A 15,510-nucleotide genomic window follows, 5' to 3' on the forward strand; every position below is an offset into this window, starting at 1 on the left:
ATAAAATTCTTAAATATCATCTAGATTCAGCTCAACATTTTCCAAATTTTTACGGAGCATCAGGAGCCCATCACTGAGTGAAACAAGACTGGCTGTCAAATCTGGATTATCCAAGGTCGCATTGAAGAGTTTCTGTAAACCCTTGTAAATGGTCCGCTGACCACGACGCACTTCCATGATGTCCTTAGCCACATCGCCTCCCTGGAAAATATCATCGATGACAATGATACCACCCAGCTTAACCTTCTTCAGAACTTCAGGCAAGAAAACGATATATTTGGACTTGGCAGAATCCATGAAAACAAAGTCATACTGGTCATCGACCAGAGTTGGAAGTAACTCCATGGCCTCCCCTTCCAGCAAGGAAATCTGCTTGCGACTATCATACTTGGCAAAATTTTCTTTGGCTAGACCAATCATTTCCTCGTTGCGATCAATAGTCGTAATCTGAGCATTTGGACTATTTTCAGCCATCAAAAGGGCCGAAAAGCCGATTGCTGTACCAATTTCAAGAATATTCTGCGGTTGCAGGGTCTGCAAGAGCAGGCGGAAAAAGGCTACCGTCTCATGTGGGATGACCGGAATATTTTCCTTCTGAGCAAAGACTTCGAGCTCTTTCAAAAATCCTCTATTCTGCGCCTGACGTGTCCGCATAAAGTCCACAATTTCTTCCTTGACAACAGGCCGGCGCATATTGTGGTTTGCGTTTTCTGAGTATGATTGTACCATGTTTCCAAGTATATCACACGCCCGAAATTCGGTCAAGAATAGCTATTTCACAAGAAAAAGACAGGCTAGAGCCCATCTTTCCATGCTTGTGATATTTTCAGAATGCGTGCTATTTGTTCAGCTGTTCTTTCCAGGTTCACTTCCGCTAAAGCCAGCGACTCCTCTAAGCTCGCTAGTTTAGAGATAATGGGAAATGCGGCGCAGATATTTTCAAAAGGAAAATCAGGCAAATCGTCCGCAAGACTACCACATATCGCAACAACAGGTACTCCCTGCTTGACCCGGCGGGCAACACCAATCGGAGTCTTACCAGAAAGACTCTGTCGATCCAGACGGCCTTCACCAACTATCACCAGATTAGCCTGGCTAGCACGTTGTTCAAAATCCAGCTGATCCAGCACAAAGTCAATACCCGAATGAATTGTAGCGCCGGCAAAGGCACAGAGCCCTGCAGCCATACCGCCGCCCGCACCAGCTCCCTCCTTTTCAATCAAATCAGGATTAACGAGCTGATAAAAATCGTGCATCTCCTGATCAACTTGGGCAAACCTTTCCGGTGCCAATCCTTTTTGAGCTGCAAATATATAGGTCGCCCCATTCTGCCCGCACAAGGGATTGGTCACATCAGTGATTAAATCAATCTGAATGGCAGCACTATCAAATCCTGTATCGGGTTTGGAATAGCTGACCACCTTGCCCAAATTGGCCCCTATCGGCTCCAACTCCTGACCATCCTTATCGAAGAATTGAAATCCCAAGCCAGCCGCCATGCCCATTCCACCATCATGACTAGCGGAACCACCCACTCCAATCATAATTCGCTCCATACCGGCCTCAACCAGATGGACAATGAGCTCCCCCAGTCCTCTGGTCTGAATCTGTAATGGAGCCCGACTTTCTATTGGAATAGAAGCCAGACCCACAAGCTCAGCCATTTCAAACATGGCCAAACTTCCTTTTACCGCATATTGAACCTGAATGTTCTCCCCAAAAGGACCGGTAACCTGGATTGATTGCCTGTTTAATCCCAAACTATGCACCAGGCTATCCAGTGTCCCCTCTCCTCCATCTCCAAGCGGCATCAAATCGTAGGAGGCCTCTGGAAATACCTTTGAAAATCCATTTTTTATAACCCTAGCCACATCTGGAGCGGCCAAGGATTCCTTAAAAGAATCTGGCGCAATCAAAACATGCATCTAGCTGTCCTCCGAGCATCTACTCATTTTCGACTTGGAATTGAATCAAGTAATTCTTCTTATCCAGCTGACCGATAAAGTTATCGCCGACTTTGATAAATGGTAACTTGTCTGTACTGTCTTCCGTCGCCTTGACCTTATAAATCTTGCCTTCCGACTGGATATAGTAGACCGTTGAGCCAGCAATCATCTGACTACCCAAGGCCTCGATTTTACCAGAGACAGTCTCGAGCTCTTCTGCCTCTTGTCCATCTGCTGTGCTTGCCAGACTGGACAAGCTAGAGGCATCTGCCCCGGATACCTGAGAAATCAAGGTCGCCACGTCATTGTTAACTGTCACCTGCTGGTAATCTTCGGCATCGACCAGGGCATAGGATTTTACAAGACCGGCGTCGTCCTTGAGAGAAACAAGGTAGTAGGCGGTGTCGGCTAGCTTGACCAGACTTGGTGCCGTTGCTTGGTAGCCTTTTTCTTGGACTTCTCCTTCAGCCGATTCTTGGGCGGCTGTCTCGGTTGCTGATGCCAGCTTGTAGTTGGTTATATCACGGGTCCGCATGTTGACTAGAATAAAGCCCAAGTTAGATGAATCTGCTGTAGCTGAAGTAATCCCTGTGTAGAGATAGATATCCGAACCGATTGAAATATAGTTGTAGCTGTCAGTCGTATTTTTAACGCCGGTTTGGCTAAAGACCGTATTCCAGAAACCATTTTGATAAGTATAATGGTCATCAACACGGCTGATGACATTTTCGGCAGAGTAGACACGGTCCACCCATTCTGGAATGTCAGCTAAGCTATACCGCTTGCTTTCTCCTGTAACGGCATCTAGTACGATAGCACCTGTTGGGTCATTGGATGACAGACCGAATTTCGGTTGATAGATCGTAGCAATATAGTAGGGGTTGCCCTGGTCGTCAACTTCAAAGGAGGGATTGCCAAAAATCGTGGTCGGATATTGAATTCGCAGATGACGCTTGGTATCATTGAACCAATATTCTGAATCGGAGAAATGCATGGCCTGTGCCAGCTTGGCAAGCTCTGCTTTTCCTGTCGTCTGGTTGACCTTGACATAGTAGCCAATCCCATCTTGGTGGTTGCTCAGCCATTTCCAAAAAGACTTATATTCCAAAGGCGACACGCGAAAAGGTTGCTGGCCAATGGTAATCTGGCGATAATCATCCGAAATACCGAACTGAGAAACCTTGTCTATGGTGCCTAGATAGGTATCTCCAATCTTCTCAGCTGATGCCCGATCCAGGAGAGCCAGTCTAGAAATATCTGTCTCTGGGAAATCCGCCTTGAAATCCGCATCCTGAACTGTGATGACACCAGCATAGTCCTTGGCACGGAAAATGCGAGTATTGAGAGCACCAAGCAGGGTTAAGACAAGGACAATCCCCAGAAGCAGGCGACCAAACCAACGCAGAGAGCTAGGTAGACCGTTGGGCTTGAGCTGATAGGTGTCGACAGAACGATTGCGTCCAGAGATTTTTGTCACCTTCTGGACCATACCGCCTGCGGACGAGAAGACCAGTATCAGCCAGACCAGCCCCAGTGATTGGAGCAAGAAGAACCAAAAACCCAGGCTCCAAATGTTGAGGGCTGGTAGATTGTACCAGTAGTATATAGCCATTTCTAGCACAAGAGCCAGCCAGGCTAATCCAATCAATTGTCTTTTCATAGAAATCTCCTCCATATCAATTCTAGTTATATTATAGCATATTTTCCCACTTGTGAAAGCGAAAACAATATTTTATTTCAGTTTTTCTCAGTCGCATCAATAGGGGAATTTTGGTATAATGGAGCGATAGAAAAAGTGAAAAGGATAGAATATGAAACTCATCTCATGGAACATTGACTCCCTAAACGCGGCCCTGACTGCGGAATCGCCACGCGCCCTACTCTCGCGCGCTGTCATTGACACCTTAGTCGCTGAGGATGCAGACATCATCGCCATTCAGGAGACCAAGCTGTCTGACAAGGGACCGACCAAAAAGCATTTGGAAATTCTAGAAGCCTACTTCCCAGGCTATGCCAATACCTGGCGTTCTTCTGTAGAGCCTGCTCGTAAGGGCTACGCTGGCACCCTCTTCCTCTACAAAAACCACCTGACTCCTACCATTAGCTTCCCAGCAATCGGTGCTCCTACCACTATGGACTCTGAGGGGCGCATCATTACCCTGGAATTTGACGATTTCTACGTGACCCAGGTCTATACGCCAAATGCTGGCGATGGCTTGAAAAGATTGGCTGACCGCCAAATCTGGGACGTTCAGTATGCAGAATACCTAGCGCAGCTTGACAACCAAAAACCTGTCTTAGCAACAGGCGACTACAACGTTGCCCACAAAGAAATCGACCTGGCCAACCCAGCCAGCAACCGCCAGTCACCAGGATTTACCGATGAAGAGCGTGAAGGCTTTACAAACCTGCTTGCCAAAGGCTTCACCGATACCTTCCGTCACCTGCATGGTGACGTCCTCAACGCCTATACCTGGTGGGCGCAACGCAGCCGTACCAGCAAAATCAACAACACAGGCTGGAGAATCGACTACTGGTTGGTTAGCGACCGTATCGCTGACAAGGTGACCAAGTCAGCTATGATTGACTCAGGTGCTCGCCAAGACCACACACCAATTGTGATGGAAATAAGCATTTAATTTTTAGTTCATTAGACAGTTCAAACCCGGCAAATGCTGGGTTTTTAAATGTATCTGATTTGAAAACGATTACTTTTTGTGGTATAATAAATATATAGATATCATTAAAGGAGGAAACATGAACAACAAGAAAATCGAACGAAAATCACTCACTGTATCAGCTATCGTCAACGGCCTTAGCGGAACCGCTGGATTGGCAGTCTATATCATCACTGGCATGAATGCCCTGCTCCTGGATGGCGTATTCTCACTGATTGCTTTCATATCATCTCTAGTCGCATTCTATATTTCAAAAAATAGCCACAAGAAAACAGCAACCTTTCCGCAGGGACTTTACTTTTTAGAACCTCTCTACGCCATTATGAAATCACTGGCGACCCTGCTCTTACTATTGTTTGCTGTCCTCGAAACCAGTGCAACAGCCTTTGCCTATTTTGTCAATGGCATTGGAAATCAGATGACCACAGGGCCTGTTATCCCTTATTCAGTTACGATGTTTTTCGTCTGTATTGCCCTTTATCTCTACAATCTCCACATGAGCGCCAAACTCAACCACATGTCAACGATCATTTTGGCAGAGGCAAAAGGAAATTTGGTCGACGGGCTCATCTCAGGGGCCATTGGCTTGGCAATCCTACTGCTATTCTTTGTCCCAATCAATGGACCGCTTGGATTTCTCCACTACACCGGTGACTTTTTCCTGACTGTGGCCTTGGCCTTGATTTCCTTTAAGGAGCCTTGGAATGGTCTCCTAACTGCTTTCAAGGAACTGGCCAACGGAACAACCCATGTGCCTGAAATCCATGAATCCATCTATCAAATTCTTGGTTCTTATCTTGACGAAGATGCTCAAGATATAGATATTCACATCTTCAAACAAGGTATGAACATCCGGGTAAAAATCAATCTGCACGATGTGGAACACCAGTTAGTGCAACAATTGCTGGCTGAAAAACCACAGATGCTCTATCTCCTGCAAAAACAGCATGAGTACATCTCAGTTGAATATGCTTTATAAGAAAAAATCTCGGCCTAGAAACCGAGATTTTCGTATGGTGTCTTGTAACCAATCTGAAGAATTTTCCCATCCTGAATGAGCAAGGGGCGCTTAATCAACATACCATCATTGGCCAACAAATCCAAGGCCTCATCAACCGTCAAGTCTGCAAACTTGTCTTTCAAACCCAATTCGCGATAGCTGTTGCCCGATGTATTGAAATACTTCTTCAACTCCAATCCAGTCGCATCCATCCACTCTTTCAATTGAGCAGCCTTGGGCGGTGTTGCCTTGATGTCGATAGCTTCAAATTCTAGACCCAGTTTTTTGAGCTCAGCCTTAGCTGCCCGACAGGTTGAACATTTTGGATATTCGTAAAATAAAATCATTTCCTCACCTCAAAATACGGATTTTCATGTTGCAGGAGCCAAATTTTTCTATCCAAGCCCCCAGCATAGCCAGTCAACTTCATGTCACTTGACAGAACACGGTGACAGGGAATGATGATAGACAAGGGATTTCTTCCCACTGCTCCGCCGATTGCCTGACCTGATTGGATGTCCAAGGCCTTGGCAATCTGACCGTAGCTTGTCGTCTGACCTACAGGAATTTCTTGTAAAATTCTCCAGACCTTCATTTGAAAATCCGTCCCTCGTAAATCCAGTGGTAATTGGCTAAAGTCAGGGAATTTTCCAGCAAAATAATTTGCCAACAAGCGTGCTGCATGGTCCAAATGAGGATGAGGAGTGAGAGAAATTTCCTCTGCCACTCCCCTCTCAAAATACTTCTGACAATGAAACCAAGCCCCTACCAAGCCCTGGTCACTCGCAATCAAAGAAATGGGGCCTAGGGGACTAGTGTAGATTTGTTTGTATAGCATTATTTATGTTTAATGACACGAACCTTGATAATAGCATCCAGGTCTTCAAACTTAGCCACCAGGCTGTCAATTTTAGACTTATCTGCCTCGTCTAAATCCAGCAAGGTATAGGCATAGTCACCCTTAGAACGGTTGATGATATTGTCGATGTTAATCCCTAGCTCAGACACAGCTGTCGTGATCGTCGCCACGATATTTGGCACATTTTTGTTGATCAAGGTAATGCGATACGGTGCATCGAGGAATTGCTTAACATTCGGGAAGTTGACAGAGTTGATAATCTCACCCGTCTCCATAAATTGACGAATGGTCTGACCAGCCGCAATGGCACAGTTGAGCTCCGCCTCCTCGGTCGATCCACCAACGTGCGGAAAGACTGTAATGTGCGGTTTGTTGAGGACCTCTTCTGTACCAAAGTCCGTCACATAGTTTTTAACAACACCTGCATCAATCGCCTCAAACAAATCAGCGTTGTTGACCAATTCACCACGGGCAAAATTGACCAAGGTAACCCCTTTTTTCATGAGAGCAAAGCTGTCTGCATTGAAGAGCTCACGAGTCTTGTCAGTCAATGGCACATGAACGGTGATGTAGTCTGACTGGGTAAAGATTTCCTTCAAATCATCCACGCGCTTGACGTGGCTAGAAATGGTCCAGGCTGTCTCAACAGACACATACGGGTCGTAACCAAGGACATTCATACCTAGACGACGAGCATCATTTGCAATACGAGCACCGATAGCACCCAGACCGATGACACCGAGTGTCTTGCCAGAAATCTCTGTCCCAGCAAACTGCTTTTTACCTGCCTCGACCTGATTTGGCACATCGTCGCCAGACAGGGTATTGGTCCAGGTAGTCGCACCGATATAATCACGAGCAGACAGGAGAATAGAGGCGATAACCGCTTCTTTTACCGCATTGGCATTGGCACCTGGGGTATTGAAGACCACAATCCCTTTTTCAGTTGCCACATCAATTGGAATATTGTTTGTACCAGCACCAGCACGGGCAATAGCCTTGAGATTTTCTGGAAAATCAAAGCCATGCAGGTTTTCAGAACGGATGATAAAGGCATCAGGATTGCCTGCCTGATCCCCATCTATCTGGAAACGATTGCCCAGTTCCTTGAGACCAACCTGGTTGATATTATTAAAAGTTCTAACGCTAAATACCATTTTTTTACCAAAAAGGCGGATTAGCTTCCGCCCTACTTTCATTTTTTAATTTGAGTTTAGGAGCCAACGGTCATCTTCATTCACCTCTTGATATAGACTGCGTTCGCTCTTGTGTTTGATTTTTTGATAGGCCAGGCGTTCCCCGTCAATGGGAACCTTGCCACAATAGACATAGCCCAACTTCAGCAAGATATGTTGCATAGCCTTATTTTGCTCGTGGGTATCACAACGGAAATCTGGTCCCTTCTGGCCTTCAATCAAGCCCTGCAAGAAGGTCTGACAAAACTTTTGACCACGAACACTGGCTGACACTGCCACACGATGAAAGGTCGTATAGACTGGATTATTGTGCTGCCATTTGCCGTCATAGATTGCCTCATAGGCCTCTTCCTGACCACGATGAACCGCTGCATAAGCCACAATCTTGCCATCTACCAAGCCCACATAACCCTTACCAGACAAGATATCCTCGATCGCCTCACTCGCGCTTGGATACTCTCCCTGCCATTGGTCAATGCCAGAGGCCGCTAAGTAAGCTCGTGCCTCTTGAAAGATTGCTTCGATGACCTCGACTTCATTGGGATGTGCCAGACGGATTTCCATTAGGCATTCTCCGCAGCAAATTTCTTCATGAAGTCAATCAAGTCTACAACGCCTTGACGTGGGAAGGCATTATACAAGGAAGCACGCATGCCGCCAACGGAACGGTGACCCTTGATGTTCTTAAAGCCAGCTGCCGTTGCTTCTTTGACAAACTTAGTATCCAATTCTTCGCTTGGTGATACAAATGGAATGTTGGCCACTGAGCGCTGTTCCTTGATGCGAACAGGGTTGGTATAGAAAGCAGACTGGTCAATGTAATCGTAGAGCAGACCAGCTTTTTCGCGGTTGATTTTTTCCATTTCATCAACGCCACCGATTTCTTTGACCCATTCAAAGACAAGTTTTGAAATGTAGATAGAGTAAGCTGGCGGTGTATTGTAAAGTGACTCATTGTCTGCTTGGATACGGTAGTCCAGCATGCTTGAAAGTACTGGCTCGTCGTTGAGGAAATCTTCACGGACGATAACCACTGTCACACCTGCAGGGCCTATATTTTTCTGAGCACCTGCATAAATCATGGCAAAATCTTCCACATTATAGCGAGCTGCCAAGATGTTTGACGACATGTCACCAATCACAGGTACACCATTGGTATCTGGAATATCATAAACTGCTGTTCCTTCAATTGTATTGTTGGTAGTCAAATGCACATAGGCTGCATTTGGGTCGATGTCATTTTTGTCAAATGTAGGCAATTCTGCATAGGTAATTTCCTCAGAAGAACCCAGCAAAATTGGCTCAAAGTCAATAGTTTTAGACAGCTTGACAGCCTCAGTATAGGCTTTTTTCCCCCATGAACCACCAGCCAAATAGTAGGCTTTCTTGCCCTTGGCAAAATTGAGCGGAATCATGGTAAATTCAAGGGATGCACCACCCTGCAAGAAAATAACCTTATAGTTATCTGGAATAGCCATCAGCTCGCGCAGGATCGCCTCAGCACCTTTAATAATATCGTCGAAATCCTTGGAGCGATGGGACATCTCCAACACACTCATTCCCGAACCATTGTAATCCAAAAATTCAGCTTGTGCCTTTTCCAGCACTGGTTTTGGCAAGACTGCAGGACCTGCAGAAAAGTTGTAGATTGTCATAAAAACCCTCCAAATTAAGATGAGCCTATTATACCACATGAAAATGAAATTTCACCATTATTTTCCATTTTTAGTGACTAAATATTCGGTTTATCATCAAATTTTTCCGAAAAATTTCATATATTATTCTGAAATAAACTTGTTTTTATACATTTTTCTAAAATTATATTATAAAAAGACCAGCCTAAGTCAGTCCATGATAGAGGTCATATACTTCTTGTTTTTTTAGTTGATAGCGTTTGGCAACTTCTTTAATAGCTTGATTTGGTTTGCGACCTACTGCGATTTCTGCCTCAACTTCCGCTACCAAATCGACCTGGTCTACGGAAGGAATGTCCTCATCACTAGCTCCAGCTACAATAATCAAGCATTCGCCTTTGAGGGGATTATCTGCTAGAAAATCCAATAATTCTGAAATGGTCCCACGTTGGTATTCTTCGTAAAGCTTGGTCAATTCACGAACGACCGTCACCTGACGATCTCCGTAGACAGCGAGCATATTTTCCAAGGTATCAGCCACACGATAGGGAGATTCGTAGAAAATCTGTGTTTCTGGATACTGTAGCTTTTGCTGGAAAAATTCCTTTTGCTGACCTGATTTTCGCGGTAAGAAGCCATAAAAAATATGAGGCTGTGGAGCTATTCCTGATCCAATTAAAGCTGTGATCCCAGCCGAGGCACCAGGCAGGGCAATGACTGGAATATCCTCTGCAATGGCAGCCTTAACCAAATCATGACCCGGGTCTGAAATAGACGGTAGGCCTGCATCCGAAACCTGGGCCAAGGATTGACCTGATTTAAGCAAATTTATCAGCCCAGGAATTTTTTCATGGGCATTATACTCGTGAAAGGAAGTCTGCTTGGTTTCAATTTCGAACTGCTTTAGGAGAAGTCCTGTATTGCGCGTGTCCTCAGCTGCAATCAGATCAACATTTTTCAGCGTGTCAATAGCCCGCAAGGTCATATCTTGCAGGTTACCAATCGGTGTCGGTACCAGGTAAAGACTGCCGTAAGCTGTTTGTCCCTTAAATGATTTTTGTAGTTTCATCTTACTCTCGATTCAATATGACATCACAGAACATACATGGTTCATCATTGTCCCGACGTTGACCGTAGAAGTCATTGCAAATATGGAAACCATCCAAATAAATAGCCTCCAGATTGCCTAGACTTGAATGCGTCGCCCTATTTTCAGTAGCAATCTCTTTCTTCAAACGTTCACGAATCTTGGCATTTTCCAATCGCAAAGCTGTATTCTCATCAATCACAGCCTGGAGATTTTTCTTAATTGATTCTACCTCAGCAAGAGTCTCAAATAAATTCTGCGAGAACCCATCCAAGGCATGAAAAATATCTTTTTTATCCATCTTATACTTTCTATTCTAACTAAGAGTGAGGTATTCTAGACAATTTTGCAGACTAACATTAGACTGCCACATTTTCTTCACCGTCAGCAATGTATCCAGCCTATCACGCGCATCCGCTTTGTCCAGATTCTCCGCCAAAAGGATAGTCAGTAAATCCAGCAATTGCCCCTGCTCCACTTTTTCAGGCACAAGCCCCACCAGGGTTCCTGCCTGTAAATAAGCCAGATTAGGCTGCTCCTGCAGGAGGTCAATGAACTTTCTCGCCTGGACCAAGGCCTCCAAAAAGGACTTGTTTTTAGCTAGCTTTTGAGCTTCATCTTGACTGGAAACCAGCTGAGCCAATAAACTAGCCTGGGTCTTTAGCAAACCAGATTCTTCTAAGCTGCGTTCCAAAAGCGCCAGATTCTTGGGAAATTGGACAATCTGTGTCCGACTTTTGATGGTTGGCAACACTGCTTCCAATTGATTGGTCAACAGAAAAATATAGATTTCTGACTGGGGTTCTTCTATGACCTTCAAGAGCGAATTGGCTGCATTGACGTGCATCTTCTCCGCATCCTTGATAATAAAGACCTGCTTCGATGATTCAAAACCAGATTGAGAAAAATTCTTCACGATTTCGCGGACCGCATCCGTCTTTATGGTATTGCCCTGGGGTGATAATATGGTCACGTCCGAAAATTCCTGGCTCTCAATCAAACGGCAGGTCCGACACATTTCGCAGGGAAGGGAGTCTGTCTTTTCCGTACAGAAAATAGCCTTGGCTAAAAACAGAGCCATTTCAAAATTCCCAAAATCACCAGAAAACAGATAGGCGTGTGCCAGATGGCTCCCTTGTAAAATATGCACGAAATCTTCAATCAGTTTCGGCTGCAAGTTGCTTAAATTCTTATAATTCATTTGCTTTCAATAGTCGCTCTTGGATGATACCGAGCGCGTCCTGGACAACAGCCTCTAGGGGCTGGCTGGCATCAATTTTGACAAACCGCTCTGGTTCTTTTTCTAAAATGGCCAAATAGCCTTGTCGGACCCGTCTGTGCATGTCCGCTTTTTCCATATCCAACCGGTCCACATCGCGTTCAGCATTGCGGGCGATTCTTGCCAGCCCTTCTTCGGCATCTATGTCGAAATAGAGGGTCAAATCGGGCTCGACCCCATCCGTCGCATAGTGATTGAGCCAGTCAATATCGGCAATATCTAGACCACGACCATGTCCCTGATAGGCCACTGAAGAGTCAATAAAGCGGTCAATAATGACCATCTTCCCTTCTTGGAGTGGTGGCAAGACTTTCTCAACCAAATGCTGTCTCCTAGCAGCAATGAACAGCAGGAGTTCCGTTTTATGATCCATGGCTGTATTGGCCGGATCAAGAATGATTTTCCGGATGTCTTCTGCGATGGCAACTCCACCCGGTTCTCTAGTAGTAATCACTTCCAGACCAAGTACCTGTAATTTAGGCAAGAGCTCTTGCAAGACCGTTGTCTTTCCAGCCCCATCTGGTCCCTCAAATGTAATAAAATGACCTTTTTCCATGATTACCACCTTTTTCATTGTTCTCATTATTGTAACAAATTTCAGCAGAAAAAGCACTTACAAATTGACTTGTATTTCAATAATAAATGACGTACAATATTAGTATATATAAACTCACATAGCTGAAAATCTTGTCGTGCCTAAGGAGAGACTATGCTACGTATTCGAAATATTTTGACCATCATGATTGGCAGTGCCTTGTTTGCCTTTTCTTTGAACTATCTGGTCATGCCCAATCACCTATTTGAAGGCGGAGTGACTGGACTGACGCTCATTCTCTACTACTTGTTCAACATCCAGCCCTGGTTGATGAACATTCTCGTTAATATTCCACTATTCGTCATCGGATGGAAATTGCTAGGCAAAAAAGTTCTTTATTTAAGTATTCTGGGAACCTTTAACGTTACGCTTTGGCTGGCAATTTTTGAAAAATTCCCCTTGACTATCAATCTGGAACATGACTTATTTTTGGTCAGCACCTTTAGCGGAATTTTGATGGGAATTGGACTGGGTTTGATTTTTAAAGCTGGGGGAACTACTGGCGGTAGTGATATTATCGCCCGTATCGGTCATAAGTATCTGCCCTATTCAATCGGTCAAATCATTTTAGCTGTCGATATCATCATCCTGACCTTTATCGTCCTTGTTTTTAAAGACTTGAGACTGGTCCTCTATACCCTGATGATGGTAGCCATTGCTACTCGTGTCATTGATTTCATTTCAGATGGTGGCTATGGCAGCAAGGGCCTGATGATTATTTCCCAGAAATCGCAGGAAATTGCTACTGCTATTGATGCGGAGATAGAGCGCGGTGTTACCTTTATCAAGGCCGAAGGATTTTACAGTAAAACACCAGTAAATATGGTTTATTCGGTCATTTATAAGAGCCAACTCCAGGAAACCAAGGAACTGATTCACCGCATCGACCCTCATGCCTTCATCACCATTACCGACGCCCACGAGGTCTTAGGGGAAGGTTTTACACTGGACAAGAATAAACAACCGCTTGAAAAACATTGAACCCTGGCCTCCTATACTCGGTCCATATAAAAAGTCCTTATTGAAACTTGTAAGGACTTTTTCATCTTGTTTTCCAAGCTATTCTACTTCAATATCATAGACTTGATAGGCTCAAATGTCCGACGGTGAATGGGTGTCACACCATGTTTTGCTAGGCCTTGTAAATGCTCTGCAGTACCATAACCAGCATTTTGGGCAAAGCCATAACCCGGAAATTGACGGTCGTAGTCTGCCATCATCTGGTCCCGCGTCACCTTGGCAACAATAGAAGCTGCTGCGATTGACAAACTGTTGGCATCACCCTTGATGATGGAAGTCTGCTGGATGGGAGTGTCTAATGTCATGGCGTCAATCAAAAGGTGCTGCGGTTGCTGGTCCAGCTTTCCCAAGGCCTCCAACATGGCTAATTTAGTCGCCTCGTAGATATTGACTCGGTCGATGATGTGATTATCCATCACACCAATTCCCACAGCTACTGCCTGCTCCATAATCTCCTCATATATGGCCTGATGCTTGGCTTTGGGGATTTTCTTGGAATCGTTGAGGTGACGAATTTTGCAGCCCTTGGGCAAGATAACAGCTGCTGCCACCACGGGACCTGCTAGAGGGCCACGCCCGACCTCGTCAATCCCAGCCACAAATTCAAGCCCAATCTCATACAGAACCTTCTCGTAGACCAGCATTGTCTCCAAGCGTTCATCTTCTTGGATTTCTTTAAGAATGGCAGAGCGACGCTGCTTGATAGCAGTCTGGACACCCGCTCGCTCATCCGCCTCAAATTCTGCCCAGCGAGGATCCGTCAAATCGGTAAATTGAGCCAACTGCGCCTTGATGTCTTTAATCGTTGCCATCGAAATCACTCACCTTGTCCAATGTGTAGACGCCCAACTTGCCATCACGCACTTCCTTGACAAAGAGATTGTAGAAGCGGTCATAGTCGTCGCGGAAACCGAGTTTGCGGGTCCAGTCTATGATGAGGTCAGCCGTTTCCTGCTCCAAATCCATGCCCTTGAAACGCTCCTGCAGGCGATCAGGATAATTGGCTTTGAAGTAATCTAATCCGAAAATCGTAACTTCGTCCATGGGCAAGAGCTGGTCTTTGATAGCCCCTGTCAATGCCAACTTGAGCCCGACTTCTTGGTCCTCAAATTTCGGCCAGAGAATACCTGGCGTATCGAGAATTTCCAAATCCTTATTAGACTTGAGCCACTGCTGTCCCTTGGTGACGCCGGGCTTGTTTCCTACGACAGCGATTTTCTTGCCTGCCAGACGGTTCATGAGCGTTGACTTGCCTGCATTTGGAATACCGATAATCATGGTCCGTAGGGTTTCGTTTTGAATACCACGTTCGCGGAGACGCTCTAGCTTATCCTTCATTAGGCTTTTTGCTGCGTCGGTCACTTTTTTGACTGTGGACTGCTCTTTTGAATTGATGGCCAAGGTTTTCATCCCTTGACTTTCATAGTAGCTCTGCCATTCTTTAGTACGGGCAGGATCCGCCAAATCAACCTTATTTAAAATCATGAGTTTGGGTTTGTCGCCGACAATTTTAGTCAGCATGGGGTTCCGACTGGATAGGGGCAGACGGGCATCGACCAAAATGGTCACGAAGTCCACGTGCTTAATATTTTCCTGAACCTGACGGCGCGCCTTGGACATGTGCCCCGGAAACCATTGAATAATTGCCATGGGATTAAAACTCCTTTACTTTGGGCTTTTGTGAGCCTAACTTGATATTATTTATAAGAAATGGGCAGTTATTGGGCAAAATCAAGCTTTTTAAAATAGATAGCTAACTCATCTATTCTACCATTTTTTTTTATTTTCGTCTTCATTGTTTTATTTTCTTTTTGTCCTTATATCTCAGAAATTCTTCAAATCGGTCAATTTGAACAAAAAATGTTTTATGTGATGGATTAATAACTGCATCTCGAAATTTTTTACTCTTCTTCATTTCACGTAGCCATCTGTCCAAAGTGTGTATAGACAACCCAGACCAAATTTTTAAAATGGTTTTCTTATTACCCCAGCCACTTTCGATACCAAAATTCATATCCGATACTTACTATTTTTTGAATTCATAAATTGATCCACTTTCTTAACTCAAAAATAGTATGCCACAATTGCAGTGAAATTTAGACAAAAAATAACAGTAAGTCTTTTTCTGATGAAAAAAAGTTCGCACATTGTCAAGTCAAGTGCAACAAGTTCATTGATAACTAGAGATCCAGAGGTTAAGCTGTCTGGGCTAGCCC

18 protein-coding genes are annotated in these 15,510 nt (G+C 44.9%); 3 read left to right on the forward strand and 15 right to left on the reverse strand.

All coding sequences use genetic code 11. The annotated features are described in order from the left end of the window. Positions 1 to 9 precede the first annotated feature (9 nt). From ACHBIE_RS09150 to ACHBIE_RS09160, 3 genes are all read right to left on the reverse strand, one after another. Positions 10 to 729, reverse strand: a complete 720-nt coding sequence (locus ACHBIE_RS09150) for an O-methyltransferase (RefSeq protein WP_257104426.1) — start codon at positions 727 to 729, stop codon at positions 10 to 12. Between the two features lie 65 nt (positions 730 to 794). Next, positions 795 to 1,925 (reverse strand): glycerate kinase, encoded by a 1,131-nt coding sequence (locus tag ACHBIE_RS09155; protein WP_394733184.1) that lies wholly within the window; start codon positions 1,923 to 1,925, stop codon positions 795 to 797. A gap of 19 nt (positions 1,926 to 1,944) precedes the next feature. Beyond that, positions 1,945 to 3,606: a hypothetical protein gene (locus ACHBIE_RS09160; RefSeq protein WP_394733185.1), complete on the reverse strand. Its 1,662-nt coding sequence runs from the start codon at positions 3,604 to 3,606 to the stop codon at positions 1,945 to 1,947. 151 nt (positions 3,607 to 3,757) lie between these two features. Between ACHBIE_RS09160 and ACHBIE_RS09165 the strand changes: the two genes are divergently transcribed. Together ACHBIE_RS09165 and ACHBIE_RS09170 are read left to right on the forward strand one after the other, a co-directional pair. Then, the gene (locus tag ACHBIE_RS09165) at positions 3,758 to 4,585 is read left to right on the forward strand and encodes an exodeoxyribonuclease III (RefSeq protein ID WP_105111425.1); all 828 of its coding nucleotides are present in this window, start codon (positions 3,758 to 3,760) and stop codon (positions 4,583 to 4,585) included. 118 nt (positions 4,586 to 4,703) lie between these two features. Then, a complete protein-coding gene (locus tag ACHBIE_RS09170) occupies positions 4,704 to 5,603 on the forward strand; it encodes a cation transporter (RefSeq protein WP_105111424.1) in 900 nt (299 codons plus the stop codon). A gap of 14 nt (positions 5,604 to 5,617) precedes the next feature. Here ACHBIE_RS09170 and ACHBIE_RS09175 read toward each other — a convergent pair whose 3' ends face one another. The 9 genes from ACHBIE_RS09175 to tmk form a co-directional block, all read right to left on the reverse strand. Next, positions 5,618 to 5,971 (reverse strand): arsenate reductase family protein, encoded by a 354-nt coding sequence (locus tag ACHBIE_RS09175; RefSeq protein ID WP_105137902.1) that lies wholly within the window; start codon positions 5,969 to 5,971, stop codon positions 5,618 to 5,620. After that, positions 5,968 to 6,465, reverse strand: coding sequence for a methylated-DNA--[protein]-cysteine S-methyltransferase (locus ACHBIE_RS09180; RefSeq protein ID WP_394732064.1), 498 nt, complete (start codon positions 6,463 to 6,465; stop codon positions 5,968 to 5,970). Before ACHBIE_RS09180 ends, ACHBIE_RS09175 begins: the two co-directional genes overlap by 4 nt. Beyond that, a complete protein-coding gene (locus ACHBIE_RS09185; RefSeq protein WP_172067890.1) occupies positions 6,462 to 7,640 on the reverse strand; it encodes an NAD(P)-dependent oxidoreductase in 1,179 nt (392 codons plus the stop codon). Before ACHBIE_RS09185 ends, ACHBIE_RS09180 begins: the two co-directional genes overlap by 4 nt. Before the next feature lie 45 nt (positions 7,641 to 7,685). After that, positions 7,686 to 8,243: a GNAT family N-acetyltransferase gene (locus ACHBIE_RS09190; RefSeq protein ID WP_105111421.1), complete on the reverse strand. Its 558-nt coding sequence runs from the start codon at positions 8,241 to 8,243 to the stop codon at positions 7,686 to 7,688. Then, the gene (gene serC / locus ACHBIE_RS09195; protein WP_172067888.1) at positions 8,243 to 9,334 is read right to left on the reverse strand and encodes a 3-phosphoserine/phosphohydroxythreonine transaminase; all 1,092 of its coding nucleotides are present in this window, start codon (positions 9,332 to 9,334) and stop codon (positions 8,243 to 8,245) included. The genes ACHBIE_RS09190 and serC overlap by 1 nt, the downstream gene beginning before the upstream one ends. A 184-nt stretch (positions 9,335 to 9,518) precedes the next feature. After that, positions 9,519 to 10,382 (reverse strand): 16S rRNA (cytidine(1402)-2'-O)-methyltransferase, encoded by an 864-nt coding sequence (rsmI, locus tag ACHBIE_RS09200; RefSeq protein ID WP_394733186.1) that lies wholly within the window; start codon positions 10,380 to 10,382, stop codon positions 9,519 to 9,521. Between the two features lies 1 nt (position 10,383). Then, entirely contained in the window at positions 10,384 to 10,701 is a 318-nt protein-coding gene (gene yabA / locus ACHBIE_RS09205) for a DNA replication initiation control protein YabA (protein WP_105111418.1), read from the reverse strand. A gap of 15 nt (positions 10,702 to 10,716) precedes the next feature. Continuing rightward, complete coding sequence (locus ACHBIE_RS09210; RefSeq protein WP_105111417.1) at positions 10,717 to 11,601, reverse strand: DNA polymerase III subunit delta'; 885 nt, start codon at positions 11,599 to 11,601, stop codon at positions 10,717 to 10,719. Next, complete coding sequence (gene tmk, locus ACHBIE_RS09215) at positions 11,591 to 12,235, reverse strand: dTMP kinase (protein ID WP_394733190.1); 645 nt, start codon at positions 12,233 to 12,235, stop codon at positions 11,591 to 11,593. The genes ACHBIE_RS09210 and tmk overlap by 11 nt, the downstream gene beginning before the upstream one ends. A gap of 153 nt (positions 12,236 to 12,388) precedes the next feature. Here tmk and ACHBIE_RS09220 point away from each other — a divergent pair, with 153 nt between their 5' ends. Continuing rightward, the gene (locus tag ACHBIE_RS09220) at positions 12,389 to 13,255 is read left to right on the forward strand and encodes a YitT family protein (protein WP_394733187.1); all 867 of its coding nucleotides are present in this window, start codon (positions 12,389 to 12,391) and stop codon (positions 13,253 to 13,255) included. Positions 13,256 to 13,338: 83 nt separating this feature from the next. On the opposite strand, the gene ACHBIE_RS09225 is transcribed toward ACHBIE_RS09220, so the two are convergent. The 3 genes from ACHBIE_RS09225 to ACHBIE_RS09235 form a co-directional block, all read right to left on the reverse strand. Then, positions 13,339 to 14,106, reverse strand: a complete 768-nt coding sequence (locus ACHBIE_RS09225) for a ribonuclease HII (RefSeq protein ID WP_394733188.1) — start codon at positions 14,104 to 14,106, stop codon at positions 13,339 to 13,341. Continuing rightward, positions 14,093 to 14,944 carry a ribosome biogenesis GTPase YlqF gene (gene ylqF / locus ACHBIE_RS09230; protein ID WP_394733189.1) on the reverse strand — a complete coding sequence of 284 codons (852 nt, stop codon included), beginning with the start codon at positions 14,942 to 14,944 and terminating at the stop codon, positions 14,093 to 14,095. The genes ACHBIE_RS09225 and ylqF overlap by 14 nt, the downstream gene beginning before the upstream one ends. Before the next feature lie 142 nt (positions 14,945 to 15,086). After that, positions 15,087 to 15,308 (reverse strand): DNA-binding protein, encoded by a 222-nt coding sequence (locus ACHBIE_RS09235; protein WP_172067882.1) that lies wholly within the window; start codon positions 15,306 to 15,308, stop codon positions 15,087 to 15,089. Between the last annotated feature and the right edge of the window lie 202 nt (positions 15,309 to 15,510).

It is taken from the genome of Streptococcus sp. A23 (assembly GCF_043674155.1).
Taxonomy (GTDB): Bacteria; Bacillota; Bacilli; order Lactobacillales; family Streptococcaceae; genus Streptococcus; species Streptococcus suis_V.